Raw genomic sequence first — 25,031 nt, 5'->3', positions numbered from 1 at the left:
CTTGCGGCGCGTCCCGGAATGACGACATGATCGGCCGAACGTCAGGAGACCATCACCCATGTACATCGCCATGAACCGCTTCCGCGTCGCCAAGGGCTCCGAGGCTGCTTTCGAACAGGTCTGGCTTTCGCGCGATACTCATTTGGACAAGGTGCCAGGCTTCGTCGAGTTTCATCTGCTGCGTGGCCCCGAGCTCGAGGATCACACGCTGTACGCCTCGCACACGGTGTGGGCGAACCATGCGGCGTTCGAGGCCTGGACCAAATCGGATGCCTTTCGTGCCGCGCACGCGCGGGCCGGCGACACCAAGCCGACCTATCTCGGCCATCCCCAGTTCGAGGGCTTCGAGGTGATGCAGACGGTGGGGCGCGGCGCCAAGTAGCGCGCGCCGCCGCAAAGATCAGCCCAGCGTGATCTTGTCGATCTCCGCCATCTCCTCCGCACCGAGTTTCCACGCAATCGCCTTCACGTTCTCCTCGACCTGCGCGACGCGGGTGGCGCCGGCAATCACGCTCGACACTTGCGGGCGCGCGGCGAGCCAGGAGAAGGCGAGCTCGAGCATGCTGTGCCCGCGCGCTTTCGCAAATGCCGTGAGCTTCTCGACGATGTCCTCGTTGCGCGGCGTGACATAGCGGTCGCGTAATGCCGGTACCTTGCCGAAGCGCGTATCGGTCGGGGCGGCCGCGCCGCGCTGGTACTTGCCGGTGAGCAGCCCGCTTGCGAGCGGGAAGAACGGCAGCAGGCCGAGCTTGTACTCTTGTGCCGCCGGCAGCAGATCCTTTTCGATGTCGCGCACCAGCAGGCTGTATTCGTCCTGGCAAGAGACGAAGCGGCTGACATTCATCGCGCGCGCGGTGAACTCGGCCTCCGCCAGGCGCCAGGCCGGAAAATTGGAATTGCCGATGTAGCGCACCTTGCCTTGACGGACGAGATCGTCGAGCGCGCGCAGCGTCTCCTCCATCGGAGTCAGCGGGTCGTAATCGTGCTGCTGATAGAGATCGATGTAGTCGGTCTTGAGCCGCGTCAGGCTCGCCTCGACTGCGTTCATGATGTAGCGGCGCGAAGCGCCCTGCTTGGTTCCGTCGGCCGCCATCGGCTTGGAGAATTTGGTGGCGAGCACGATCTCCTTGCGGCGGTCGCCGAGCACGGTGCCGAGCACCGTTTCCGAACCGCCCATGCCGGCATAGATGTCGGCGGTGTCGAACAGCGTGATGCCGAGATCGAGCGCGCCGTGGATCACCTTGCGCGAGGTCTCCAGGTCCGTGCGCTGGCCGAAATTGTTGCAGCCAAGCCCGACCGCAGACACGCGCAGGCCGGAGGCGCCGAGATTGCGAATTTCCATGGGAGATCCCCGTCGGAGATGGGCAGGGGCGCATTGTGACCGCGGTGCCCCGCCGCAGCAAGCCGTGCGCCGCGTTGCTGCCATGCTGACAAGGCTGCCGACAAGGACTGCCGACAAAAAAATGCGGCCCCTGTCAGACGCGGCGACTGACGGGGACCGCTTTGGGGCGCTTGATCGGTGACGGGGGGCTGACCAGACGCAGCTGCAGCCTAGTCCCGCTATGTTACGCGCAGGTGACAGACAGAGTTATCCACAGGCGGCGCGATCGCGAGGATCAGAAGATCTTGCGATAGACGATGAACCCGGAACGCTCGGCGACCTTGTCGTACAGGCGCTGCGCCGTCACGTTGGTCTCGTGCGTCTGCCAGTACACGCGCGGCGATCCCACGAGCTTTGCGCGCTCGTAGACGCCGTGGATCAGCGCCGAGCCGACGCCCTTGCCGCGCGCGGCCTCGGTCGTGAACAGATCCTGCAGATAGCAGGACGGCTCGATCGCGGTGGTGCTGCGGTGAAACAGGTAATTCGTCATCCCGAGCAGGCGGCCGTCACTCTCGGCGACCAATCCGTGCACCGGCTCATAGGCATCGAAAAAGCGCTGCCATGTCACGCGCGTGATTTCGGGCGAGAGCGCGGTCGGACCGGAGCGGCCGTAGAAGGCGTTGTAGCCGTCCCACAGCGGCAGCCATTGATCGTAGTCCTGCCTGGTGACGGGGCGAATGGTGAGCGACATATGAAATTCCCGCGATCGATGAGGCGTCATTCATACGTGATGATGGACGTGCTGATCAATCGCGCATCACTCCGCGACGCGCAGATACCGGATCAGCTTGCGGCCTGCGGGATCGCGCAGCGAGCGGTAGTAGTCGGCGCGGGACGGCGCATCGGTGTGGCGCACGAGGTCGGTCACCGGCGTGTAGCTCAGCATGCGGCCGCCGTCGGGCAGCGCGGCACAGACGAAGCGCAACACCTCGCCATTGCGCAAGGCGATGTTGATCGGCGTGGCATCGCCGATCCGGACCATCTCCATGCGCTGAGCGATGAAGGTGCCGAGTTCGTCCTCGGGCAATTCGAACGCGCCGGTGTCGCGGCCGTGATACATCAGCGCGACGAACGGCGGCTTGCCGTCGGCGATGTCGTCCGGCACCGCAAAATAATCGCGGAACGCGCGGTTGATGAATTCGGCGCGCGTCTCGGCGTCGAGCAGCACGATGCCGATGTCGACCTGGTCGAGCGCGGCCGACAGCCGCGCGGCGATGGCGTGACTCCGACGCTCGGCGGCAAACGTGCCGAGCAGCCGCTGGCGCATCAGGCCGGTGATGCCTGCGGTGCCCGCGGCCGTCGCGGCCAGGAGGCCGAGCTGGATCATATCCGCCGTGGTAAGGCCTGCAACGCCGTGCCGGCTCAGGAGCAGCAGTGCCGCGCCGATGACGGCGATGGCTGCGCTGGCGACGGCGGAAGCGGGACCCGAGAGCGCGCCGGCGAGCGCCACGATGCAGACGAGCAGCGGCGCGGGGGAGGAAGCGGGGACGAAGCGATCGAAAAACATCGTCAGCAGCAAAGTCGCTGCGGTCAGCGCCGGACCGGAGATCGCACGCCATCCCAACCGCATGGGCCTGTCTCGCTCCTTCGTGAACGAGGTAAGGCGGCAACACTGACCGAAGATTGCGCCATTGCGATGCGGTTTCGCGCGGTGTGCTTAAGGTGCGCTTTGGGTCTCGCGCAAAGCTTTCGGATGATTTTAGACCAAGTGCGCGTGCTTGAGACGTTGTTGCAGCGCGGGCGCATTCAGCTTCGATGTCCCCTGGCCCTTGCGCGTGCCGACGAAGATCAACAGCGATGCCGCGACCAGGATGGCCGCGGTCAGGGTGATTGCAACGATGACCACAGGTGATTTCATCGACGTCCTGTCGCGATGCCGGTCGGCGCGGGCCATGCGGCGCCTTGAAGGCGGGTCCAGGATGAAGCGGGAATCAGACCGGCAGACCCATCGCCATGGTCGCCTTGGTCGACAGCACCGTCAGGGTGACGATCAGGCACAGCGAGAGCGCGGCGACGGCGAGCGAGGCCGCGACCGCGTTGGTCAGCCGGGAAGACGAAACGGTAGCGGGTGGGCCCTGAAAGCCTGCCGTGCCGGACGCCCGAATCATGGTCTAAATCCTTCAACGCGCGAGCGAATCACCCGCGACATCGAACAATTTCACTGTTGCAATCGGCAATATTGCGGCGGCCAATCGAGCGAAAATGGCGAGATTGCGGCAATGGTGACCTTTATGCCCGCTATTTGCCAGAGCGTGATCGCCCCTCAGGCACCAGCAGCGATGCTGGCGGGGTCCTCGATGTCGGCCGGCCGCCAGTCCATTGCGACGTAGCCGGGGGCCGCTTCCACGCGCTTCAGCCAGTCCCGGATCGCCGGGAAGGTCGAGAGGTCGAAGTCGCAGCGGTCGGCGAGGTGGGTATAGCCGTACAGCGCGATGTCGGCGACCGTGAGCTGGCGGGCGGCGAAATAGGCGTTGGTCCTGAGATGATTCTCCATCACCTGGAGCGCGCCATAGCCGCGCTCCATCCAGTCCTCCAGCGAATGAGTCTGGAGGTCGCGGCCGCCCCTCACCAGCGACAGCCAGAAATAGGCCGCGCCGATGTTCGGCTCCAGCGCGTGCTGCTCGAAGAACATCCATTGTAGCGCGTCGGCGCGATCGATGCGGTTCTCCGGCGCGAGCGGCGTGCCGACGGCGACGTACCAGAGAATGGCGTTGGACTCGGCGAGATAGCGGTCGTCGCCGACCTCGAGCAGCGGCACCTGGCCGGATGGGTTCTTGGCCAGGAAGTCCGGGGTGCGGCTCTCGCCGCGCAGAATGTCCACCTCGACCGCTTCGTAAGGCAAGTTCAGCAGCGCCAGCGCAAGGCGGACCTTGTAGCTGTTGCCCGAGCGCTGCATCGAATAGAGCTTGTACATTCTGGGGATGATTCCGGACGACGGGAGGGCGCGGCGCTTGTTGCCCCGCAACGCGGCTAAACAATGATGCCGATGCGAATCCGCCGCAAGACCCGGCCAATAGAAAAACTCGAAAACCCTACCGCATTGCAATGCGGCGGAAGATCATTTCCGTGCGACCATCCAACTCAGTTCACGCTTGCGTCAACGCGCAAGTGCGTTGCTCGACGCGATCGTGTGCGAGCACCGCGGTCGCGTTTTGGGCACTGAAGCTTCCGCATCGTCATGGCCCGGCTTGTCCCGGCCATCTACGCGCTGCACACGGCACGAAGAACGTGGATGCCCCGGGCCTTCGCCTCGCCGAAGCGGCTTCGGCCGCGCAGGCGAGACAGGCCCGGGCATGACGACGTTCTCGTTTCATAGCCCGCGAAGGCCGCAAAATTGCTCCGAGGACACGCGTTGTCGGATATGAGGGGTTTGCGCGGCAAAGTTACGGAATATTGCGGGAAATCGCGGCTCGAAACGCCAGACACGTAAACTTTTGCGGGATCGGACCGAAGTTTCTTGCGGTGCAACGGCACTCGTTTTAGGGTGGTTCATTCCCACAATCGGAGTCGTGAAGCCAAAGGGTTCACGACGCTTGTCAGGAGATGACGATGTCCTTCCTTGCCGCTGCGCTCGACCGTGTGAAGCCGTCCGCGACCATCGCGGTCACGGATAAAGCACGTGCGCTGAAAGCGGCGGGCCGCAACGTCATCGGTCTCGGCGCCGGCGAGCCCGACTTCGACACGCCCGCGAACATCAAGCTGGCCGCGATCCACGCCATCGAAGCCGGTAAGACCAAGTACACCGCGGTCGACGGCATTCCCGAGTTGAAGGAAGCCATTATCGCCAAGTTTCAGCGCGAGAACGGCGTCGTCTACAAGGCGAACCAGATCATCGTCGGCACCGGCGGCAAGCAGGTGCTCTACAACGCGCTGATGGCAACCATCAATCCGGGCGACGAGGTGATCATCCCCGCGCCGTACTGGGTCAGCTATCCCGAGATGGTGGCGCTCGCCGGCGGCGAGCCGGTGCCGGTGGTCTGCACCGCCGCGACCGGCTTCAAGCTCCAGGCCGAGGCGCTCGAGCGCGCGATCACGCCGAAGACCAAATGGGTGATCCTGTGCTCGCCGTCGAACCCGACGGGAGCTGCCTACACCAGAACCGAGCTGAAGGCGCTCACCGACGTGCTGGTCAAGCATCCGCATGTGTGGGTGATGACCGACGACATGTACGAGCACCTCGTCTATGACGACTTCCAGTTCACCACGGTCGCGCAGGTCGAGCCGAAACTCTACGACCGCACGCTCACCGTGAACGGCGTGTCGAAGGCCTATTGCATGACCGGCTGGCGCATCGGCTATGCCGGCGGTCCGGCGCAGCTCATCAAGGCGATGTCGACGATCCAGTCGCAGTCGACCTCGAACCCGTCGTCGATCGCGCAATGGGCCGCGGTTGAGGCGCTGAACGGTCCGCAGGACTTCATCCCCGCCAACAACAAGGTCTTCAAGGAGCGCCGCGATCTCGTCGTCTCCATGCTGAACCAGGCCAAGGGCATCGAGTGCCCGCGGCCCGAGGGCGCCTTCTACGTCTATCCGTCCTGCGCCGGCACCATCGGCAAGACCGCGCCGTCGGGCAAGGTGATCGACAATGACGAGACGTTCGTCACTGAACTGCTGGAGACCGAAGGCGTCGCCGTGGTGCAGGGTTCGGCCTTCGGCCTCGGCCCCGCGTTCCGCATCTCCTACGCGACCAAGACCTCGGACCTCGAAGACGCCTGCAAGCGCATCCAGCGCTTCTGCGGCAATCTGCGCTGAACTCACAGACATGAAGTGACATCAAAGGGCCCGCGCAATGCGGGCCCTTTTTCTTTCAAGTCTGCACGATCTGGCGCCACCGGAACTGTTGTGGCATAGACCATCGCGCGGCGTGTGCCGCGCCTCCATGCTCGCATCACATTCATCGCCGGAGATATTCATGCGCCGTTCACTCCTCCTCGCCGGGCTTGCCGTTGCGAGCCTCGTCGCCTCCGTTGCGGGCGCCAGCGCGCAATCGCGGATGGTGCAGGTGGGCGTGCTCGAATGCCGCGGCGGCGCCAGCGTGGGCTTCATCGTGGGATCGGTGACCCATCTCGGTTGCGTGCTGCGCGTCGATGGTTTGCCGGACGACCGTTACGTTGCGACGATCCGCAAGGTCGGTCTGGATATCGGCATCACACAGGAGACGGCTTTGGCGTGGGGCGTGTTCGCGCCGGTGAACCGGCTCGGCCCGGGCGACCTCGCCGGCAACTACGCCGGTGCGCAGGGCAGCGCCTCGGTCGGTGTCGGTCTCGGCGGCAACGTGCTGGTCGGCGGCTCCAACAATTCGATCGCGCTCCAGCCGCTCAGCGTGCAGGGCCAGGTCGGCCTCAACGTCGCCGCCGGCCTCGAGAGCCTGGAACTCCGCCCGGGACGTTGAGACTCGGCGCCAGCCGAAGCGCTCCTCCTCAACCTCTCTCCGGGAGAGGAGGAAATACCGACGACGCACCGCAGCGATTTTTGATGCTTGCCAAATCTCGGGGACGGGCAGAGCATCAGCGTTTGCCGACCCAATCATGGGCCGAGCTCCACACCAAGGAGGCGGCGAATGGGACAAGACGTCAGAAGTCCCCGAGGTCCACGGTGCATCGCGCTGGTGGGCCCTTTCCAAAGCGGTAAAACCACACTTCTCGAAGCCATCCTGGCGCGAACGGGCGCAATCCCGCGCGCCGGCAGCGTCGATGCCGGAACCTCCGTCGGCGACGCCACGCCAGAGGCCCGTCATCACAAGATGACCGTCGGGCTGACTGCCGTCACCACGAGTTTCATGGGCGACAGCTACACCTTCCTCGATTGTCCCGGTTCCGTCGAATTTGCCCACGACATGCGCGCCGCGCTGCCTGCGGTCGATGCCGCAATCGTGGTCTGCGAAGCCGACGAGAAGAAGCTGCCGCAGCTTCAGATCATCCTGCGCGAGCTGGAGGAGCTGGAGATCCCGCGTTTCCTGTTCCTCAACAAGATCGACCGCGCCAACAAGCGCATCCGCGAGACGCTCGAGATGCTCCAGCCCGCCTCGCGCGTACCGCTGGTGCTGCGCCAGATCCCGATCTGGAAGGACGAACTGATCGAGGGCTTCGTCGATCTCGCGCTGGAGCGTGCGTTCATTTACCGCGAGCACAAGGCCTCCGAAGTGGTCGCGCTCCAAGGCGGCGATCTCGATCGCGAGAAGGAGGCCCGCTTTTCGATGCTGGAGAAGCTCGCCGATCACGACGATGCGCTGATGGAGCAGCTGCTCGAGGACATCCAGCCGCCGCGCGATGCCGTGTTCGACGATCTCGCCCGCGAATTGCGCGACGGGCTGATCTGCCCCGTGCTGCTGGGCGCCGCCGCACGCGAAAACGGCGTGCTGCGTTTGATGAAAGCGTTGCGCCACGAGGCGCCCGGTATCGCGGAAACGGCAAAACGTCTCGGCGTTCCCGAAACGAGGGACGCCCTCGGCTTCGTCTTCAAGACGTTGCATTCGCAGCACGGCGGCAAGCTGTCGCTGACGCGCATGCTCACTGGCCATCTCGACGACGGTGCCACGCTGCAAGCCTCCTCCGGAGGGGCCAGCCGCATCTCCGGCATCCTCGCCGTCACCGGGGCCTACGACACCAAGCGTACCGCGGCGGAAGCCGGCGATACGGTGGCGCTCGCCAAGCTCGACCCGATCAAGACCGGCGACACGGTCTCGAGCGGCAAGATCCAGCCGGCAGCGCTAACCGCCGTAGAACCCACTCCGCCGGTGCTCGCGATCTCGGTTGCGGCCACCGACCGCAAGGACGACGTCAAGCTCGGCCAGGCGCTGATGCGGCTGCACGAGGAGGACCCCTCGCTCGTCTTCGTGATGAACGCGCAGACCCACGACACCGTGCTGTGGGGTCAGGGCGAGATGCACTTGCGCGTCGCGAGCGAGCGGCTGCGCGATCGTTTCGGCGTCAAGGTCGCTTCGCATCCCCCCGCGATCGGCTATCAGGAAACCATCCGCAAGCCGATCGTCCAGCGCGGCCGCCACAAGAAACAGTCTGGCGGGCATGGCCAGTTCGGCGATGTCGTGCTCGACATCAGGCCGCTGCCGCGCGGCGAGGGCTTCAAGTTCGCCGAGAAGGTGGTCGGCGGCGCGGTCCCGCGCAACTACATCGGCGCGGTGGAAGAGGGGGTCATCGACGGGCTCGCCCGCGGCCCGCTCGGTTTCCCGGTCACCGATTTGCAGGTGACGCTGACCGACGGCTCCTATCATAGCGTCGATTCCTCCGACCTCGCCTTCCGCACGGCGGCGCGGGTCGGGCTCACCGAGGGCCTGCCGCAATGCCAGTCGGTGCTGCTGGAGCCGATCCATGTGGTCGAGATCGTCTGCCCGACCGACGCCACCGCCAAGATCAATGCGATTCTGTCGGCACGGCGCGGCCAGATCCTCGGCTTTGACACCCGCGACGGCTGGAGCGGATGGGACTGCGTCCGCGCCATGATGCCGGAAGCCGAGATCGGCGAATTGATCGTTGAGTTGCGCTCGGCCACGGCAGGCGCCGGCAGCTTCACCCGCCAGTTCGACCACATGGCCGAAGTCACGGGGCGCGCCGCCGACCAGATCATCGCAGCGCATCAGCACGCGGCGTGATCGGTCTGCCGAAGTAAGGGACGCATCACTGTCTCACTCCCTCTCGCCGTTCTTACGGGGAGAGGGGTGGGGTGACGGGCTTCACAATGGGCGTGGCGAAGGTTGGACTCACGCTGCTCCTCCCAACCGTCATTGTGAGCGCAGCGACTTGTCCGCCGAAGCTTTAGCGAAGGCGGAAGCAATCCAGTCTTTCCCCGGAGGAATTCTGGATTGCTTCGTCGCTTCGCTCCTCGCAATGACGGTGGAGACGGATGGCTCGCATGGCGAGCTTCCCCTTGCGTTCGGTCGTTTATGATGTATTTTACATCATTGTGCATGCTCCAGACATCATTTATAATCTTTCATAGGTGAGGCCAAGGTGATCACGTCGTTCCAGATGCGGGCAGCGCGTGCGCTGCTCGGCATTGACCAGAGGGCCTTGGCGGAGCTCGCAGGCGTTTCGCTGCCGACCATTCAGCGGATGGAGGCGAGCACCGGCAATGTCCGCGGCGTGGTCGAGACCTTGATGAAAGTGGTCGAAGCCTTTGATCGCGCCGGCGTCGAGCTGATCGGCGAACAGGCGCGCAGCGAAGGCGGCGGACGTGGCGTTCGGCTTAAGGAGCCGGGGCCGCCGCGTCGGGTGGGAGCATGATCCCGCAATGATCATGCTCGGGAGCAGTCTTAACTAACGCACCGTCGCGCCCCGATACGCGGCCGCACGATGCATCGGAGCGTTGTGGGCAGCGGAGCATTTTGCTGAAATGAGCATCACAGGCGAACACGCAGGCAAGCTGCACCAGCCTCGTCGGCCGACCTTTACCGAACTCTATCTGCCAAAGCTCGTCACCGTATGGCGCGAGGGCTATGGCTTATCGGATTTCCGTGCCGATGTGTTCGCGGGCCTCACGGTCGCGATCGTCGCGCTGCCGTTGTCGATGGCGATCGCGATCGCCTCGGGCGTGACGCCGGACCGCGGACTCTACACCGCTGTTGTCGGCGGCTTCATTGCGTCACTGCTCGGCGGCAGCCGATTCCAGATCGGCGGTCCGGCCGGCGCCTTCATTGTGCTGGTTGCGGCGACCGCCGACCGTCACGGGGTTGACGGCGTGGTCCTGGCCACGCTGATGGCGGGCCTGTTCCTGATCGCTGCGGGCTTCCTGCGGATCGGCACCTATATCAAGTTCATTCCATATCCTGTGACGGTTGGCTTCACGGCCGGCATCGCCGTCATCATCTTCGCCAGCCAGCTGCGCGATCTCGGCGGGATCACGCTCCTCGCGAAGGAGCCCAGCGAATTCGTCCCGAAACTCGTCGCGCTTGCCGGGGGCCTGCACACCGTCAATCCGTCGGCGGTCGCGGTTGCGATCGTCAGCATTGCCATCATCGCCGGCCTGCGACGCTGGCTGCCGTCCTGGCCCGGTATCCTGATCGCGGTCGTGCTCGCGGCGGTCGCATGTGCCGTGCTGTCGCTGCCGGTCGAGACCGTCGGATCGCGCTTCGGCGGCATTCCGCGGGAACTGCCCTCGCCAGCCTTGCCTGCATTCTCGCTCGCGAAGGCGACCGCCGTGCTGCCCGATGCGATCTCCTTCGCACTGCTCGCCGCCATCGAATCGCTGCTGTCGGCGGTGGTGGCCGACGGCATGACCGGACGCCGTCACCGCTCCAATTGCGAGCTGGTGGCGCAAGGTGCCGCCAATGTCGGCGCGGCGGTGTTCGGCGGCATCTGTGTCACGGGGCTGATCGCGCGCACGGCGACCAACATCCGCGCCGGCGCGCGGGGGCCGCTCGCGGGCATGCTGCATTCGGTTTTCCTGCTGCTGTTCATGCTGATCGCAGCGCCGCTCGCGAGCTACATCCCGCTGGCCGCGCTCGCCGCCGTGCTCGTCGTGGTGGCCTGGACCATGGCGGAGAAGCACGAATTCGCGACGCTCCTTCGCTCGTCATGGGGCGATGCCGTCGTGCTGCTCGCAACCTTCCTGCTCACCATCTTCCGCGATCTGACCGAGGGCATTCTGGTTGGCTTCGCGCTTGGCGCGGTCCTGTTCATCCATCGCATGGCGGAAATGACGGGCATCGAGGAACGATCGCCACTGGTGGCCGCCGATCGTCCCGATGACGATAATGGCGGGCGCGTGCCTTACGACCCCGCACTCGCGGTCGATCGCGACGTGCTGGTCTATCGCATCACCGGCGCGTTCTTCTTCGGCGCGGCCTCGGCGATCGGCAGTGTGCTCGACGGCATCGCCGACAAGCGCAAGGGTTTTGTGGTCGATTTCGCCGACGTGCCGTTCCTAGATTCGACCGCGGCCAACGTGCTCGGCCGCGTCGCCGCCAAGGCCCACCGCCAGGGCATCCGGCTGTTCATCACAGGGGCGTCGCCTGCGGTCCGCCGTGCGCTGCTCACCCATGGCGTCACGCCGCCACGCGCGCGCTATCGCGAGACCATCGCGCGTGCGGTCGCCGACATCAAGGGCGGCGCGGCGCTGCCCGCGGGTGGTGAGGCGGGCACGACCTGACGTCGAGCCTCTCCCGAGACGCCCCGCGCGCTTGACAGCGCCTGCGGGACACGAAATGGATCGCCTCCGAAACGACCCCAGGGGAGGACGACCGTGACCAAGGCTCCCGCAGCCTGTCTGATCGGATGGCCGGCCGCGCATTCGCGCTCGCCGCTGATCCATCGATACTGGCTGCGCACGCTCGGGATCGAGGGCGGCTATGTCATCGAGGCGGTTCCACCCGATAATTTGCGTGACTTCGTCCTGCGGCTGTCGCTGCGCGGCTTCGTCGGCGCCAACGTCACCATCCCGCACAAGGAAGGCGTGCTCGAGCTGTCGACGCCCGATGCCCGCGCGCGAGCGGTCGGTGCGGCCAACACGCTGTGGTTTGCGGACGGCGAGCTGCGCTCGACCAACACCGACGTCGAGGGCTTTATCGGCAATCTCGATGCCAGCGCGCCCGGCTGGGACGCAGCCGAAGAGGCGCTGGTGCTCGGCGCCGGCGGCTCCTCGCGCGCCATCGTGTTCGGGTTGCTTGAACGCGGCATCAAGCGCGTCCATCTCGCCAATCGCACCGTCGGCCGGGCCGAGATGCTTGCAAGGCAGTTCGGGCCGAAGGTGCATCCTGTTGCGTGGGATGGCATCGACCACATTCTGCCGCGTGCAAAACTTCTCGTGAACACGACCTCGCTCGGCATGCACGGTCAGCCTTCACTCGACCTTAAAGTGGCGCGCCTGCCGGATGGCGCCGTGATCGCCGATCTCGTCTATGTCCCGCTGGTGACGCCGCTGCTGGCGGCCGCACAGGCGCGCGGGTTGAAGACCGCCGACGGGCTCGGCATGCTGCTGCATCAGGCGGTCCGCGGCTTCGAGCTGTGGTTCGGCCAGCGGCCGCAGGTCACGGCCGAGCTGCGTGCGCTGGTCGAGGCCGATCTCACAAAGACTTGAGAGAATAGCGCGTAATCTCCGGAGTTCTATGTCCGTAGGGACAATAGGGCGCAATCGGAGACCATCATGTCTGTTCAACGTGCAACTTTCACACGTCCGCTCATCGCCGTCGCGATGGTGGCCGTCTCGACCCTCTCGGCCCTTGCGCAAAGGGCGCCGGTGCCGACGCGCGTGCGAGGCACGATCGAAAGCGTCAATGGCGACACGATGCAGGTCAAGGCGCGCAGCGGCGAGGATGTCAAGCTGCACATCGCCTCCGACGTAAACGTGTCGGGCATTACCAGGATTTCACTTGCCGACATCAAGCCCGGCTCCTTCGTCGGCGCCACCACCGTGCCGGGACCGGACGGAGGCGCGAACGCGGTCGAGGTGCACGTGTTTCCGGAGAGCATGCGCGGCACCGGCGAGGGCTCGCGACCCTATGACCTCAAGCCCAATTCCAGCATGACCAATGCGACCGTGTCGGAGAGCGTGGTCGGCAATGACGGCCATACGCTGCTGGTCAAGTACAAGGACGGCGAGAAGAAGGTGTTCGTCGCCGACAATACGCCGGTGGTGACCTTTGTCCCCGGCGACAGATCCGATCTGAAGGCCGGCGCCAAGGTGATCGCCTTCATGAAGCAGCTGCCGGACGGCTCATTCGAAACCAACCGCGTCAGCGTCGGCCGCGACGGCCTGACGCCGCCGATGTAAATGGAGAATAACAACATGTCGAAGAGAACCTGGATATCACGCCTCGGCGTGGCCGCGTTCGCCGCCTGCATCGTCACGTCATCCGCCCTGGCGCAGCAGACGCCGACGGTCCGCATCCGCGGCACCATCGAGAGCGTCGACGGCAACACGCTCGGCATCAAGACCCGCGAAGGAACCGACGTGAAGGTGCGCATGACCGACAACGTCGCCGTCTTCGCGGTGGTGAAGACGTCGTTGTCGGAGATCAAGGACGGCTCCTATATCGGCGTCACCGGCCTGCCCGAGCCCGACGGCACCCAGAAGGCGATCGCGGTGCACATCTTCCCCGAAAACCAGCGCGGCGCGGCCGAAGGTTTTCGTCCCTGGGACGCGCGCGCCAACTCGACCATGACCAACGCCACCGTGGCGCAGACGGTGAAGGGCACCGACGGCCAGAACATCACGGTCAAGTACAAGGACGGCGAGAAGAAAGTCGTGGTGCCGCCGGACACGCCGATCGTCACCTTCGTCGCCAGCGACAAATCCGAGCTCAAGCCCGGCGCCAAGCTGATCATTTTCGGCGCGGTGAAGAAGGACGATGGTTCGCTTGAGGCCAACCGGGTGAATGTCGGCCGCGACGGGGTGACGCCGCCGATGTGAGGGCGAACGCTGAAATCTTAGGGTGGGCAAAGGCGCGAAGCGCCGTGCCCACCCTACGATTTGCGAATTGGTGGGCACGCTTCGCTTTGCCCACCCTACGGCACTGCCGCTGCGGTTCACATCGCGATGATATGTTCGTCGATTTCGTCAATCCGGTTGACGCCGCACAGGCCCATGGTGGTGAGCAGCTCCTTCTGGATGATGTCGATCGCCTTGGCGACGCCGGCCTGGCCGCCGGCGCCAAGGCCATAGGCGTAGGCGCGGCCGATCATGCAGGACTTCGCGCCGAGCGCGAGCGCGCGCATCACGTCCTGGCCGGAGCGGATGCCGCCGTCGAACATGATCTCCATCCTGTCACCGACCGCCTCGGCGATCTCGGGCAGCACCTCGATCGATGACGGCGCGCCGTCGAGCTGACGGCCGCCATGGTTCGAGACGACGAGAGCCTGCGCGCCGGTCTTGGCGGCTTCCTCGGCGTCCTCGACGTCCAGAATGCCCTTGATGATCAGCTTGCCCGGCCAGATGCTGCGGACCCACTCGACGTCCTTCCAGTTCAACGACGTGTCGAACTGCGAGGCGGTCCATTCGGCGAGGCGATTGAGGTCCTCGGTGTTCTTCACGTGGCCGGCGATGTTGCCGAAGGTACGGCGCTTGCCCCGCAGCACGCCGGAGACCCACGCGGGCTTTGTGGCGAAATCCAGAAATTTAGACATCGTCCACTCGGGGGGGATCGTCATGCCGTTCTTGATGTCCTGGTGGCGCTGGCCGATGACCTGGAGATCGACGGTCAGCACCAGCGCGGAGCATTTCGCCGCGATCGCGCGCTGGATCAACTCCTTGATGAAGCCGCGGTCCTTCATCACGTAGAGCTGGAACCAGAACGGCTTCTCGACATTGGCCGCGATGTCCTCGATCGAGCAGATCGACATCGTCGACTGCGTGAACGGGATACCGGCCGCTTGCGCGGCACGGCAGGCATGGATCTCGCCATCGCCATGCTGCATGCCGAGCAGGCCCACCGGCGCGAGGATCAGCGGCATGGTCGAGGGCTCGCCGAGGATCGTGGTCGCGGTGTCGCGTTTGGAGACGTCGACCAGAATGCGCTGGCGGAACTTGATCGCCTGCATGTCTTCGCGGTTGGCGCGCAGCGTTTCCTCGGCGTAGGAGCCGCGGTCGCAATAATCGAAGAACGCCTTCGGCACGCGGCGCTGATGCAGTGTGCGAAGATCGTCGATACAGGTGATGTGCTTCATGAACGTTTCCCGGCCCGTCTTGTCGGAAGAGTCTTGTATGGGAAGACTCTTGCATCGGAAGATCGAGGGGTCATCTAGCATGGTTGGATGCACAGCCAAATCGTTTGCAAATCCTTTGTGGAGAGGAGGGCGCCATGACCAGGCCGCACACCGGACCGACGCCGGAGGAGATCAAGGAGAAGCATGATCTCGAGGAAGCGCTGGAGGAGGGTCTGGAAGAGACCTTTCCGGGCTCCGATCCCGTCAGTGTCACCCAGCCGGCGCCGAGCCGCGCGGACGGCCATGTGAAGCGCTCGGACTAGGTGCCGGTTCCGCCCTGTTCCAGTATCTTCAACGGAAATATAATGTTAACAAGACGTTATTGGGGCCGGGAGCCGCCCGGTTCCGTAATGATTCATCATATTTTTTGAAGCCAAGTTAGCCGTGATGGCTCTATAAGACCTCAGCAAATCAGGGATGCGGGTCCCGCTTGGGCACCCGGAGGTTGCGCTGGGGATCCCTGGTTGTTGCGTGGGGGACGATATGAGCCGCAAATATTTCGGGACGGACGGGATCCGGGGCCGCGCCAACGGACTGATCACGCCGGAGCTCGCGCTCAAGGTCGGCCAGGCCGCAGGCCTGGCGTTTCAGCGCGGTGACCACCGCCACAGGGTCGTGATCGGCAAGGACACCCGCCTGTCCGGCTACATGATCGAATACGCGATGGTCGCGGGCTTCACTTCGGTCGGCATGGACGTGCTGCTGGTCGGCCCGATGCCGACGCCGGCGGTCGCGATGCTGACCAAGTCGATGCGCGCCGATCTCGGCGTGATGATCTCCGCCTCGCATAATCTGTTCGAGGACAACGGCATCAAGCTGTTCGGGCCGCAGGGCTTCAAGCTCTCCGACGACGTCGAGAAGCAGATCGAGCAGCTGCTCGATGAGCCCATCGACAAGCGTCTCGCCCAGAGCGCCAGTCTCGGCCGCGCCCGCCGCATCGACGGCGTGCATGACCGCTACATCGAATTCGCCAAGCGCACGCTGCCGCGCGATCTGTCGCTCGACGGCTTGCGCGTCGTGGTCGATTGCGCCAATGGCGCCGCCTACAAGGTGGTGCCGGAAGCGCTGTGGGAGCTGGGTGCCGACGTGATTCCGATCGGGGTCGAGCCCGACGGCTTCAACATCAACAAGGAATGCGGCTCCACCTCGCCCGAAGCGCTGTCGAAGAAGGTGCGCGAGATGCGCGCCGACATCGGTATCGCGCTCGACGGTGACGCCGATCGCGTCATCCTGGTCGACGAGCGCGGCCACATCGTCGACGGCGACCAGCTGCTCGCGGTGATCGCGCAGAGCTGGAAGGAAGACGGTCGGCTTTCGCGATCGGGCATCGTCGCCACCGTGATGTCGAACCTCGGGCTCGAGCGATTCCTCAATGCGCAGGGGCTCGATCTCGTGCGCACGCCGGTCGGCGATCGCTACGTGCTCGAGCAGATGCTGAACGGCGGCTACAATCTCGGTGGCGAGCAGTCCGGCCACATCATCCTGTCCGACTACGCCACCACCGGGGACGGCTTCGTGGCCGCATTGCAGGTGCTTGCCGTGGTGCAGAAGCTGCGCCGGCCGGTGTCGGAAGTCTGCCACCGCTTCGATCCGCTGCCGCAGATCCTGAAGAACGTCCGTTATAAAGGCGGCAAGCCGCTCGACAATTCCGACGTCAAGTCGGCGATCTCCGACGGCGAGCAGCGGCTCAACGGCCACGGCCGCCTGCTGATCCGCTCCTCCGGCACCGAGCCGGTGATCCGCGTCATGGGCGAGGGCGAGGATCGCATCCTGGTCGAGGACGTCGTCGATACCATCGTCTCGGCGCTCGGGAACGCCGCGGCCTGAGGCGCTACGCGAAGCACGATCGTAGCCCGGATGGAGCGCAGCGAAATCCGGGAATCGCGCAACAAGCGAACGGCCCCGGATTGCGCTGCGCTCCATCCGGGCTACGAACTACTGCAAGGGATGGAGCGAAGCGCATCCCAGCCATCGACGATTGGCGGTGGATCGGTCGCCGCGCGCATCGTAACTAGCTTGTCGCGGCAATCTGCCGCGCCCGCCGGGATGCTCCAGTGAACAAGCCTGTCGTCGTCTCAGAGGAAACACTGACGGAGCCCGTCCTCGTCAGCGACGTCGAGCCCGGCGCCAAAGGTGCCGCGGGGCCGGCCTATGTCGTGCTGGCCGGCATCAGCTTCTCGCACTTCCTCAACGACACCATGCAGTCGCTGATCGCCTCGGTGTATCCGATCCTGAAGGACACCTATGCGCTCGACTTCGCGCAGATCGGCATGATCACGCTGGCCTTCCAGTTCACGGCCTCGCTGCTCCAGCCGGTGGTCGGCCACTACACCGACAAGAAGGCGCAGCCCTATTCGCTGTCGATCGGCATGGCCTCGACCTTCTTCGGTCTGTTGCTGCTCAGCGCCGCCCACCAATATCTCGTCATCCTCGTCGCAGCCGCTCTGGTCGGCCTCGGCTCGGCGGTGTTTCACCCGGAGTCGGCGCGCATCGCGCGGCTCGCCTCCGGCGGCCGCTACGGTTTTGCGCAATCGGTGTTCCAGCTCGGCGGCAGTTTTGGCACCTCGATGGGACCGGTGCTCGCCGCGCTCATCGTCGTGCCGTTCGGGCAGGGCAGCATCGCCTGGTTCTCCTCGATCGCCTTCCTTGCGATCCTCATCCTCTGGCGCATCGGCCGCTGGTACGAACCGCAGATCAAGGCGAAGAAGACGGCGGTGGATCAAGACCATCCCGACGCGCCGAATTCGCGTCGCGTCGTCGTTGCGCTCCTCGTGCTGGTCGCGCTGCTGTTCTCGAAGCAGCTCTACGTCTCGAGCCTGTCGAGCTACTACATCTTCTATCTGATCGACCGCTTCGGCGTGTCGACGCAAGCCGCGCAGATGTATCTCTTCATTTTCCTCGCAGCGAACGCGGTCGGCGCTTTTCTCGGTGGTCCCCTGGGCGATCGCTTCGGCCGCAAGATCGTGATCTGGATCTCGATCCTGGGGGCGCTGCCGTTCACGCTGGCGCTGCCCTATGCCGGGCTCTATGCGAGCGCGGTGCTGTCCGTGATCATCGGCCTGATCATCTCCTCGACGACGTCGTCGATCATCGTGTTCGCGCAGGAGCTGGTCCCGCACCGCTTCGGGATGATCTCCGGCGTGTTCTTCGGTGTCGCCTTCGGCATCGGCGGCCTGGGCGCCGCCGTGCTCGGCAAGCTCGCGGACCACACCTCGATCGCGTTCGTCTACCAGGTTTGCGCCTATCTGCCGGCGATCGGCCTGCTTGCGGTGTTCCTGCCCAAGCTGCCGCGGCACGCGCGTTAACATATCCTGACTTGCTGCAACGCGGCTTCATACATCGTTAGGAAATGCGGCGACGGCGTCGCATTTGGCGCTGCATTTTTGCAACGCTCGCGCCGCCCGCGCGTGCGAGTTGAGAAAAAATCAACCTTAAAAATTAGGGTTAAGTGGCGCTTAAGCATTTGCTGGCATCGTCCGGGCCGTGAGTTTCCAGAACGTGAGGCGCCGTATTGCCTCACCGGCCAAAAGGACGAAGCCAATGCGTAGCGTTAAGTCTCTCCTTGCCGCGGGTGCGGCAACCCTGATCTCCTCGATGGCGTTCGCCGCCGACATGCCGATCGCGGCGCCCCCTCCGATGTACGCGCCCCCGGCTCCGCCCGCCGACTTCGGTGGCTGGTACCTGCGCGGCGACGTCGGCATGACCAACCAGAGCGCCAAGCGCATCGACGGCGCGGTAGCGCCTGGGTTTACTAAAACGACGGAGGGGCTTGGCTTCGACTCGTCACCGCTGTTCGACCTCGGCGTCGGCTATCGCTTCAACAACTGGTTTCGCACCGACGTGATCGGCCAATACCGGGGCAAGGCCAACCTGCACGGTGCTGATAACGTCATTGGGCCGGGCTTCGTTGGCTCGGACAATTATAGCGGCAGCAAGTCGGAGTGGGTCGTCATGGCCAACGCCTATGTCGATCTCGGCACCTGGTGGTGCATCACGCCGTTCATCGGCGCCGGTGTCGGCGGCTCCTACAACAAAATTAGCGGCTTCCGTGACGACGGCGTTGCATATCTCGCCGCGCTGACCCCGACCCCGAGCGCCAGCGTCGCCTACTTCGCCGACAGCGGAAAGTGGAACCTGGCTTGGGCCGCACACGCCGGTCTCGCTTACAAGGTCAACCCCGGCTTCACGGTCGAACTGGCCTACAGCTACATGAACCTCGGCGATGCTGCGCCCGGCAACTACCGCTTGTTCGACAACAGCGCCTCGGGTCCGTCCACAATCAAGATCAAGGAGCTCACCTCGCATGACGTCAAGCTCGGCGTGCGCTGGGATCTCAACAGCCCGCCGGCCTACATGCCGCCGCTCGTCACCAAGGGCTGATCGTCAGCCTGATCGGTTAGGACTTCTTAACGGCGCGGGATCATCCCGCGCCGTTTTGCTTTGCGTATTTTTCATGGCGGGCGGCGACGAAAGCCTCCTACGCAACCATTGGTTAAGGTTAACGAGCCATGATCACGAGTGAAAGTTCGAGTTCGATGGAGCGTTCGATGCGTAGGCTTTTGTTGGCGGCGGCGATGTTGGGGACGGTCTCCGCGGCGCACGCGGCCGATCTCTCCGATCTTCCCATCCTCCGAGGTAGCTTCACCGACGGGCTGTCAAAGACGTCCCACAATTGGGACGGTTTTTATGTTGGCGGCCAGTTCGGGTTTGCCACGACCGATGTTGATTTCAGTCATGCTCCGAAGACGATGACCGACTTCATGCTTCGCAACAGCATCCTTGAGGCGCCAGTCGGCGGCTGGTCGCTGCTGCCGAGTAACCACGTGCAGTCGACCGGGTTTGGCGCCTATGTCGGCCGCAATTGGCAGCTCTACGATGCAGTGTTCGGCGTCGAGGCCAATTACAGCTACATGAAGAATATATCGAGCTCGGCAAGTGATTCCATGACACGCATTCTCGACGGTGAGACGGCGCCAACGGGCCATACCTATACCTACGTCACTTCACTCGGTGGTGGTGCTGCGCTAAAGCTGAAGGATTACGCCACCTTCCGCGGTCGGGTCGGTTGGGACGGCGGCGACTTCATGCCCTATGCCTTCGCCGGTCTGGCGATTGGGCGCGCTGAAGTTTCGCGATTCGCGACCGTGTCCTACATCAAGCATGACGACTATGACGAGTCGATTGTCCTGGGCGGTGTTACGGCGACGATCCATCGACAGGTCACGATTGACACGGGTACGTTTAACAAGACTGAGCTGCGCACCAACAGCTTCATGTATGGATGGACGGCCGGTATCGGTGTCGAGTACGCGATCTGCAACAACATCCTGGTTCGCGGCGAATGGGAGCATGTCGGCTTCTCGGACGTGAAGGACATCACTGTCGGCCTGAATAACTTCCGCGTCGGCATTGGCTACCAGTTCTGAGTCGCCCGCTTTCTGTTGACAGGTTCCTTCTGTCCTGATGCTCTGTCGCCGAATGCGCGGGGGCACCGATGCGGATCTACGGCGATAGCAATTCCGGCAATTGTCTGAAGGTGAAGTGGGTCTGCGACAAGCTCGCGGTGCTCTACGAGTGGATCGAGATCGACACCCGCAAGGGCGAGACCCGTACGCCGCAATTCCTCCAGATGAACGGTGCCGGCCAGGTGCCCACCGTCGCTTTCGACGACGGTCGCACGCTGGCGCAGTCCAATGCCATCATCCGCTATCTCGCGCGCGACAGTGCGCTCATTCCGGGCGACGCCTTCACTGCCGCCAAGATGGACGAATGGCTGTTCTGGGAACAATACAGCCACGAGCCCTATATCGCGGTGTGCCGCTTCCAGCTCGTCTATCTCGGCAAGGACGCCTCCGAGCTCGATCCTGAAAAGGTCAAGCGCGGCTACGCGGCGCTCGATCGCATGGAGCAGCATCTGGCGGCAAACCGCTTCTTCGCCGGTGATGACGTTTCGCTTGCCGACGTCTCGCTGCTTGCCTATACGCGCGTCGCGCATGAAGGCGGCTTCGATCTCGGTCGCTATGCCGCCATCCGCCGCTGGATCGGCGAAGCCGAGACCTTTCTCGGGATACCCAAGGTGCGTTAGGCGCGCTTGAGGCAGGAGTAACTTTATGAACGCCCAATCTGTCTCCATTCGTCCCGCGCGCCGCGAAGATGTTGCTGCGATCGTGACGATGCTCGCCGACGATCATCTCGGGAGCGCACGCGAGCGCGTGGAAGACCCGTTGCATGCGTCCTATTACGAGGCATTCGCGCGGATCGAGCGCGATCAAAATATCCAGCTTGTGGTTGTCGAGAGTGAGGGCAGGGTGGTCGGCTGCCTGCAGCTCGCGATCCTGCCGGGTCTCAGCTCGCAAGGCGGCTTGCGCGGTCTGCTCGAAGACGTCCGCGTCGCTTCCGATTGCCGCAGCCGCGGCATCGGCGAGCAATTGGTGCAATGGGCGGTGACGGAAGCGAAAGCGCGCGGTTGCAATCTCGTCGAACTGCTGACGCATCAGACGCGAACAGATGCGCAGCGCTTCTACAAGCGGCTTGGGTTCACGGCGAGTCACGTCGGCATGACTGTCCGCTTTTGACGCAGCACGCTATGAGCCTTGCGCGATCAGCGAAATCGGATCGCGCGTACGTTCATATTAAGAGCTGATAAACCACCGTCACGGCGTTCACGTTGGTGAAGGAACGAACGGTGCTACGGGGCGTCGAAACCGGGCTCGATCGGTTCGGGGATTTCGATGACAAGCTATTCGATGATCAAGGTCGGCAACGACTACGTCGTGCAGGCCAATGACAAATGCATTTTGAAAGTCGGCAGCCGCCGCCGCGCCGCGCAATTGATCAGCGATGCCACGGGCTTGCTGAACGCGCTGGCGGTGGTCGATTCCCCCAAGATCGCACCGGAGGCGCCATCACCCGCGCGTGAACCGCCGGAACTTCCTTGACGACTCTTCCCGTTTCCCGTATCAGCCGCGGCGGGACACCTCCCCCCAACGGGAGGCTTACTATCTGGAAGGGTAGACGATGACTGTAGCGAAGCCCGCTTCGCGGCCGAACGTGCCGCATTTTTCCTCCGGCCCCTGCGCCAAGCGCCCCGGATGGAATGCCCAAAATCTCAAGGACGCAGCGCTCGGCCGTTCGCATCGCGCGAAGGTCGGCAAGACCAAGCTCAAGCTCGCGATCGATTTGACGCGCGAAGTGCTCGAAGTGCCCGCTGATTATCGCATCGGCATCGTGCCGGCCTCCGATACCGGCGCGGTCGAGATGGCGCTGTGGTCGATGCTGGGTGCGCGGCCCGTCACCACGCTCGCCTGGGAATCCTTTGGCGAGGGCTGGGTCAGCGACATCGTCAAGGAATTGAAGCTCAAGGACGTCACCAAGCTCAACGCGGCTTACGGTGAGATCCCCGACCTCTCCAAGGTCGATCCGAAGTCCGACGTCGTCTTCACCTGGAACGGCACCACCTCGGGCGTGCGCGTGCCGAACGCCGACTGGATCAGCGCGACCCGCGAAGGCCTGACCATCTGCGACGCCACCTCGGCCGCGTTCGCGCAACCCCTCGACTGGGCCAAGCTCGACGTCGTCACCTTCTCCTGGCAGAAGGCGCTCGGCGGCGAAGCCGCGCATGGCATGCTGATCCTGTCGCCCCGCGCGGTGGAGCGGCTCGAAACCTACAAGCCGGCCTGGCCGCTGCCGAAGATTTTCCGCATGACCAAGGGCGGCAAGATCAACGAAGGCATTTTCGTCGGCGAGACCATCAACACGCCGTCGATGCTCTGCGTCGAGGATTATCTCGACGCACTGAACTGGGCCAAGTCGATCGGCGGTCTGAAGGCGTTGATCGCGCGCGCCGACGCCAACACCAAGGTGCTCGCCGACTGGAAGGCTAAGACGCCTTGGATCGACTTCCTCGCCAAGGACGCCGCAATCCGCTCCAACACTTCGGTGTGCCTGAAGTTCACCGATCCCGCGATCACCTCACTCTCCGAGGACGCGCAGGCCGAGTTCAGCAAGAAGCTGGTGGCGCTGGTCGAGAAAGAGGGCGCGGGCTACGACTTCGCCTACTATCGCGATGCGCCCGCCGGCCTGCGTATCTGGTGCGGCGCCACCGTCGAGGCCAGTGATGTCGCGCTGCTGACCCAGTGGATCGACTGGGCCTTCGCCGAGACCAAGGCCGCGCTCGCCAAGGCGGCGTAGTTTTTACCTCTCCCCGTTCTTACGGGGAGAGGTCGGGTCGCGCAGCGATCCGGGTGAGGGGCTCTCTCCGCGAGCACCCCGCCTGTGGCTGCCCCTCACCCCGACCCTCTCCCCGTAAGAACGGGGAGAGGGAGAGCAAAGAGCTTCCGAGCAATTCCCCATTCCGGCCCTCAGGCCGATCTCCCTCTAGGGACGGCGAAGGACACATCTCCATGACCAAACCCAAAGTTCTCATTTCCGACGCGCTCTCTCCCGCTGCCGTGCAGATATTCAAAGACCGCGGCGTCGAGGTCGACTTCCAGCCCAATCTCGGCAAGGACAAGGACAAGCTCGCCGAGATCATCGGCAATTACGACGGCCTCGCGATCCGCTCCGCAACCAAGGCGACCGCGAAGATCCTCGAGAAGGCGACCAACCTCAAGGTGATCGGCCGCGCCGGCATCGGCGTCGACAACGTCGAGATTCCCGCCGCCACGGCCAAGGGCATCATCGTGATGAACACGCCGTTCGGCAATTCGATCACGACCGCCGAGCACGCCATCACCCTGATGCTGGCGCTGGCGCGCGAGATTCCGCAGGCGGACGCTTCGACCCAAGCCGGCAAATGGGAGAAGAACCGCTTCATGGGCGTCGAGATCACCGGCAAGGTGCTCGGCGTCGTCGGCTGCGGCAACATCGGCTCGATCGTCGCCGACCGTGCGCTCGGCCTGCGCATGAAGGTGATCGCGTTCGATCCGTTCCTGTCGCCGGAGCGCGCCAGGGACATCGGCGTCGAGAAGGTCGAGCTCGACGACCTGCTCAAGCGCGCCGACTTCATCACCCTGCACACCCCGCTGACCGAGAAGACCAAGAACATCATCGACGCATCCGCGATCGCCAAGATGAAGAAGGGCGTGCGCCTGATCAACTGCGCCCGCGGCGGTCTCGTCGACGAGCAGGCCGTGGTCAACGCTTTGAATTCCAAGCACATCGCCGGCGCCGCTTTCGACGTCTTTGTCGAGGAGCCCGCCACCGCGAATGTGCTGTTCGGTCATCCCAACGTGATCTGCACGCCGCATCTCGGCGCGTCCACCACCGAGGCGCAGGAGAACGTCGCGCTCCAGGTTGCCGAGCAGATGTCGGATTACCTGCTCACCGGCGCGATCTCGAATGCCGTCAACTTCCCCTCGATCACGGCGGAAGAGGCGCCGAAGCTGAAGCCGTTCATCGCGCTCGCTGAAAAGCTCGGTTCGTTCGCGGGACAGCTCACCGAGAGCGGCATCCTCAAGGTCGAGATCACCTATGAGGGCCACGTGGCCGAGATGAAGATCAAGGCGATCACCTCCGCCGTGCTGTCGGGCCTGCTGCGGCCGATGCTGGGTGAGGTCAACGTCGTCTCCGCGCCCGTCGTCGCCAAGGAGCGCGGCATGGTGGTGGACGAGATCGTCCGCGCCGCCCAGAGTGACTATGAAAGCCTGATCACCGTCACCGTCACCACCGAGCGGCAGGAGCGGTCGGTCTCGGGCACGGTCTATGCCGACGGCAAGCCGCGCCTGGTCGACATCAAGGGCATCCGCGTCGACGCTGAATTTGGCAAGTCGATGATCTACGTGACCAACGAGGACAAGCCGGGTTTCATAGGCAAGTTCGCGAGCCTGCTCGGCGATGCCAAGATCAACATCGCGACCTTCCATCTTGGCCGCGTTGCGCCGGGCTCCGATGCCATCGCGCTGATCGAGGTCGACGGCGCGGTGCCGGCCGATCTGCTTGCCAAGGTGCAGGCTCTGCCGCAGGTCAAGCAGGTCAAGGCGCTGACGTTCTGATCC

26 protein-coding genes are annotated in these 25,031 nt (G+C 64.2%); 19 read left to right on the top strand and 7 right to left on the bottom strand.

Annotation, left to right across the window (positions count from 1 at the left end; translation table 11 throughout):
* Nucleotides 1–58: 58 nt before the first annotated feature.
* Complete coding sequence (gene hmuQ / locus AC0L3B_RS09465; protein WP_007596764.1) at nucleotides 59–382, top strand: heme-degrading protein HmuQ; 324 nt, start codon at nucleotides 59–61, stop codon at nucleotides 380–382.
* 18 nt (nucleotides 383–400) lie between these two features.
* Here hmuQ and AC0L3B_RS09460 read toward each other — a convergent pair whose 3' ends face one another.
* The 6 genes from AC0L3B_RS09460 to AC0L3B_RS09435 form a co-directional block, all read right to left on the bottom strand.
* Complete coding sequence (locus AC0L3B_RS09460; protein ID WP_018453541.1) at nucleotides 401–1,342, bottom strand: aldo/keto reductase; 942 nt, start codon at nucleotides 1,340–1,342, stop codon at nucleotides 401–403.
* Nucleotides 1,343–1,616: 274 nt separating this feature from the next.
* On the bottom strand, nucleotides 1,617–2,072 hold the full coding sequence (locus tag AC0L3B_RS09455) for a GNAT family N-acetyltransferase (protein ID WP_085348803.1): 456 nt from the start codon (nucleotides 2,070–2,072) through the stop codon (nucleotides 1,617–1,619).
* 66 nt (nucleotides 2,073–2,138) lie between these two features.
* Nucleotides 2,139–2,951 (bottom strand): PAS-domain containing protein, encoded by an 813-nt coding sequence (locus AC0L3B_RS09450; protein WP_085360574.1) that lies wholly within the window; start codon nucleotides 2,949–2,951, stop codon nucleotides 2,139–2,141.
* 129 nt (nucleotides 2,952–3,080) lie between these two features.
* A complete protein-coding gene (locus AC0L3B_RS09445) occupies nucleotides 3,081–3,275 on the bottom strand; it encodes a hypothetical protein (RefSeq protein ID WP_018453544.1) in 195 nt (64 codons plus the stop codon).
* Between the two features lie 37 nt (nucleotides 3,276–3,312).
* A complete protein-coding gene (locus AC0L3B_RS09440) occupies nucleotides 3,313–3,489 on the bottom strand; it encodes a hypothetical protein (RefSeq protein WP_007614766.1) in 177 nt (58 codons plus the stop codon).
* A gap of 155 nt (nucleotides 3,490–3,644) precedes the next feature.
* A complete protein-coding gene (locus tag AC0L3B_RS09435; RefSeq protein ID WP_018453545.1) occupies nucleotides 3,645–4,295 on the bottom strand; it encodes a glutathione S-transferase family protein in 651 nt (216 codons plus the stop codon).
* Nucleotides 4,296–4,930: 635 nt separating this feature from the next.
* Here AC0L3B_RS09435 and AC0L3B_RS09430 point away from each other — a divergent pair.
* The 8 genes from AC0L3B_RS09430 to AC0L3B_RS09395 all read left to right on the top strand — a co-directional run bounded on the left by AC0L3B_RS09430 (nucleotide 4,931) and on the right by AC0L3B_RS09395 (nucleotide 13,744).
* Nucleotides 4,931–6,133 (top strand): pyridoxal phosphate-dependent aminotransferase, encoded by a 1,203-nt coding sequence (locus AC0L3B_RS09430; protein WP_007596745.1) that lies wholly within the window; start codon nucleotides 4,931–4,933, stop codon nucleotides 6,131–6,133.
* A gap of 160 nt (nucleotides 6,134–6,293) precedes the next feature.
* The gene (locus AC0L3B_RS09425) at nucleotides 6,294–6,773 is read left to right on the top strand and encodes a DUF992 domain-containing protein (RefSeq protein WP_027565351.1); all 480 of its coding nucleotides are present in this window, start codon (nucleotides 6,294–6,296) and stop codon (nucleotides 6,771–6,773) included.
* A gap of 168 nt (nucleotides 6,774–6,941) precedes the next feature.
* Nucleotides 6,942–8,990 (top strand): elongation factor G, encoded by a 2,049-nt coding sequence (locus tag AC0L3B_RS09420; RefSeq protein WP_473380319.1) that lies wholly within the window; start codon nucleotides 6,942–6,944, stop codon nucleotides 8,988–8,990.
* Between the two features lie 358 nt (nucleotides 8,991–9,348).
* Complete coding sequence (locus tag AC0L3B_RS09415; protein ID WP_007614761.1) at nucleotides 9,349–9,621, top strand: helix-turn-helix domain-containing protein; 273 nt, start codon at nucleotides 9,349–9,351, stop codon at nucleotides 9,619–9,621.
* 109 nt (nucleotides 9,622–9,730) lie between these two features.
* Complete coding sequence (locus AC0L3B_RS09410) at nucleotides 9,731–11,485, top strand: SulP family inorganic anion transporter (protein WP_018453548.1); 1,755 nt, start codon at nucleotides 9,731–9,733, stop codon at nucleotides 11,483–11,485.
* Between the two features lie 93 nt (nucleotides 11,486–11,578).
* On the top strand, nucleotides 11,579–12,412 hold the full coding sequence (locus tag AC0L3B_RS09405) for a shikimate dehydrogenase (RefSeq protein WP_085348799.1): 834 nt from the start codon (nucleotides 11,579–11,581) through the stop codon (nucleotides 12,410–12,412).
* Between the two features lie 66 nt (nucleotides 12,413–12,478).
* A complete protein-coding gene (locus AC0L3B_RS09400) occupies nucleotides 12,479–13,105 on the top strand; it encodes a hypothetical protein (protein ID WP_085348798.1) in 627 nt (208 codons plus the stop codon).
* Nucleotides 13,106–13,120: 15 nt separating this feature from the next.
* Nucleotides 13,121–13,744, top strand: a complete 624-nt coding sequence (locus AC0L3B_RS09395) for a single stranded DNA-binding domain-containing protein (RefSeq protein WP_026232553.1) — start codon at nucleotides 13,121–13,123, stop codon at nucleotides 13,742–13,744.
* 116 nt (nucleotides 13,745–13,860) lie between these two features.
* On the opposite strand, the gene AC0L3B_RS09390 is transcribed toward AC0L3B_RS09395, so the two are convergent.
* Nucleotides 13,861–14,997, bottom strand: coding sequence for an alpha-hydroxy acid oxidase (locus AC0L3B_RS09390; protein ID WP_018453552.1), 1,137 nt, complete (start codon nucleotides 14,995–14,997; stop codon nucleotides 13,861–13,863).
* A gap of 134 nt (nucleotides 14,998–15,131) precedes the next feature.
* On the opposite strand from AC0L3B_RS09390, the gene AC0L3B_RS09385 reads away from it, so the two are divergent.
* From AC0L3B_RS09385 to serA, 10 genes are all read left to right on the top strand, one after another.
* Nucleotides 15,132–15,299, top strand: coding sequence for a hypothetical protein (locus tag AC0L3B_RS09385; protein WP_018453553.1), 168 nt, complete (start codon nucleotides 15,132–15,134; stop codon nucleotides 15,297–15,299).
* 220 nt (nucleotides 15,300–15,519) lie between these two features.
* The gene (gene glmM, locus AC0L3B_RS09380) at nucleotides 15,520–16,863 is read left to right on the top strand and encodes a phosphoglucosamine mutase (protein WP_085348797.1); all 1,344 of its coding nucleotides are present in this window, start codon (nucleotides 15,520–15,522) and stop codon (nucleotides 16,861–16,863) included.
* 227 nt (nucleotides 16,864–17,090) lie between these two features.
* Nucleotides 17,091–18,341 (top strand): MFS transporter, encoded by a 1,251-nt coding sequence (locus tag AC0L3B_RS09375; RefSeq protein ID WP_473380318.1) that lies wholly within the window; start codon nucleotides 17,091–17,093, stop codon nucleotides 18,339–18,341.
* A gap of 235 nt (nucleotides 18,342–18,576) precedes the next feature.
* Complete coding sequence (locus tag AC0L3B_RS09370; protein WP_204512350.1) at nucleotides 18,577–19,416, top strand: outer membrane protein; 840 nt, start codon at nucleotides 18,577–18,579, stop codon at nucleotides 19,414–19,416.
* A 167-nt stretch (nucleotides 19,417–19,583) separates the two neighbouring features.
* Nucleotides 19,584–20,462 carry an outer membrane protein gene (locus AC0L3B_RS09365; protein WP_231190258.1) on the top strand — a complete coding sequence of 293 codons (879 nt, stop codon included), beginning with the start codon at nucleotides 19,584–19,586 and terminating at the stop codon, nucleotides 20,460–20,462.
* A 68-nt stretch (nucleotides 20,463–20,530) separates the two neighbouring features.
* Nucleotides 20,531–21,121 (top strand): glutathione S-transferase family protein, encoded by a 591-nt coding sequence (locus AC0L3B_RS09360; protein ID WP_085348793.1) that lies wholly within the window; start codon nucleotides 20,531–20,533, stop codon nucleotides 21,119–21,121.
* Between the two features lie 25 nt (nucleotides 21,122–21,146).
* Nucleotides 21,147–21,611 carry a GNAT family N-acetyltransferase gene (locus tag AC0L3B_RS09355; RefSeq protein ID WP_204512348.1) on the top strand — a complete coding sequence of 155 codons (465 nt, stop codon included), beginning with the start codon at nucleotides 21,147–21,149 and terminating at the stop codon, nucleotides 21,609–21,611.
* 171 nt (nucleotides 21,612–21,782) lie between these two features.
* Nucleotides 21,783–21,974, top strand: coding sequence for a hypothetical protein (locus tag AC0L3B_RS09350; RefSeq protein WP_231190264.1), 192 nt, complete (start codon nucleotides 21,783–21,785; stop codon nucleotides 21,972–21,974).
* 79 nt (nucleotides 21,975–22,053) lie between these two features.
* Nucleotides 22,054–23,226, top strand: coding sequence for a phosphoserine transaminase (locus AC0L3B_RS09345; RefSeq protein WP_085348790.1), 1,173 nt, complete (start codon nucleotides 22,054–22,056; stop codon nucleotides 23,224–23,226).
* Nucleotides 23,227–23,438: 212 nt separating this feature from the next.
* Nucleotides 23,439–25,028, top strand: a complete 1,590-nt coding sequence (gene serA, locus AC0L3B_RS09340) for a phosphoglycerate dehydrogenase (protein ID WP_473380317.1) — start codon at nucleotides 23,439–23,441, stop codon at nucleotides 25,026–25,028.
* The last annotated feature ends 3 nt before the right edge of the window (nucleotides 25,029–25,031 follow it).

This window comes from Bradyrhizobium sp. Kon56 (assembly GCF_055807635.1).
The sequence above is the reverse complement of the archived record's forward strand: the minus strand, read 5'-3'. Positions and strand labels throughout refer to the sequence as shown.